Origin of the sequence: Streptomyces sp. SID4985, from assembly GCF_009863025.1 — a bacterium.
In the GTDB taxonomy this organism is placed as follows: Bacteria; Actinomycetota; Actinomycetes; order Streptomycetales; family Streptomycetaceae; genus Streptomyces.
Genome location: NZ_WWIR01000500.1, coordinates 1 through 1,305 on the forward strand (window position 1 = coordinate 1; position 1,305 = coordinate 1,305).

General features: G+C 71.7%; 1 protein-coding gene and 1 pseudogene. Both read right to left on the reverse strand.

Translation table 11 applies throughout. The features are described 5' to 3' along the window. A pseudogene (locus GTW40_RS21935) lies at nt 1-166 on the reverse strand (sigma-70 family RNA polymerase sigma factor); the annotation flags it as partial. A 95-nt stretch (nt 167-261) separates the two neighbouring features. Then, nucleotides 262-1,305: glycerophosphodiester phosphodiesterase (locus tag GTW40_RS21940; protein WP_161181899.1), on the reverse strand; the 1,044-nt coding region annotated here is incomplete at its 5' end.

Genomic DNA, 1,305 nt, shown 5'->3' on the forward strand with positions numbered 1-1,305 from the left:
GCCAGCGCTGCGGGTCGGGCGGCGGTCCGTCGGCCGCCAGCCGCTCCAGGAGCCGCACCCAGACGGCCTGTTCGAGATCGCCCGGCTCGCTTCCGGTGGCATGTGCCTCGGCGGACGCCTCGGCCGTGAGCAGCGGGCGCAGGGCGGCCACCAGGTCGTACGTCATATGCGCAACGACGCGCCGCCCCGGCCCGGGGGTTTCCGGGACGGGGCGGCGTCACCCCCATCAGGGAGGAGCGGTCGCGGAGTTGACGCCGGGGCTCAGTGGCCGAGGAAGTCGGCGCGGGCGAGCAGGGCGGTGTCGGCGTTGTCGGTGAAGACGCCGTCGATGCCGGTGGCGAAGTAGGTGCGGAAGGCGCCGAAGGGGTCGCCGTAGCCGTCCGGGGCGCTGCCCTGGCGGTACTCGGCCGGGAGGAAGGGGTTCTCGTTGCGCATGGTGTAGGGGTGCAGGATCAGACCGACCTTGTGGGCGTCCCCGACCAGGGTGGTGGGCGTGCCCAGGGTGCCGTCGGACTTCTTCGGGATGATCAGGTCGAGGGTGGGGCCGATGCCCTGCGCGTAACCGGCGATCTCCCGCAGCCCCTTGGGGGTGACCAGGTCCGCCACCGTGCGCGGGTCGCCGGTGTCGACGAAGTCGTACGGGCGGGTGCCCGCCTGGTCGAGCAGGACGACCAGCGGGTTGTCGACCAGCCGGTTCATCCGCTGGATGCTGGTCGGCTCGAAGGACTGGACGATGACCGGGGAGTTGCGGCTGTCCTTGCCGTACTTGTGGAGCAGCTTGGCGACCCGCTCCTCCAGGCCGAGGCCGAGCTTGCGGAAGTAGGTGGGGTGCTTCAGCTCGGGGTAGATCCACACCTGGCGGCCCAGCTCACGGGTGCGCCGGTCCTGCCACTGGAGGACCTCTTCGAAGGTGGGGATCGGCCAGCGGCCGTTGTAGAGGGTGTTGTGCGGCCGGTTGGCGGGGATGCGCTCGACGGCGCGCAGCGTGCGCAGCTCGGCCAGCGTGAAGTCCTCGGTGAACCAGCCGGTGACGGACACCCCGTCCAGGACCTTCGTGGTCCTGCGGCCCGCGAACTCGGGGTGCGACGCCACGTCGGTGGTGCCGCCGATCTCCGGCTCGTGCCGGCAGACGAGATGGCCGTCCTTGGTCGGCACCAGGTCACCGGCCTCCACGATGTCGGCGCCGAACTCCAGCGCCAGGTCGTACGAGCCGAAGGTGTGCTCGGGGCGGTAGCCGCTGGCGCCCCGGTGGCCGATGATCGTCGGCTTGGGCAGGCTCTTCAGCCCGCGCCCGCCCTGTCCGCC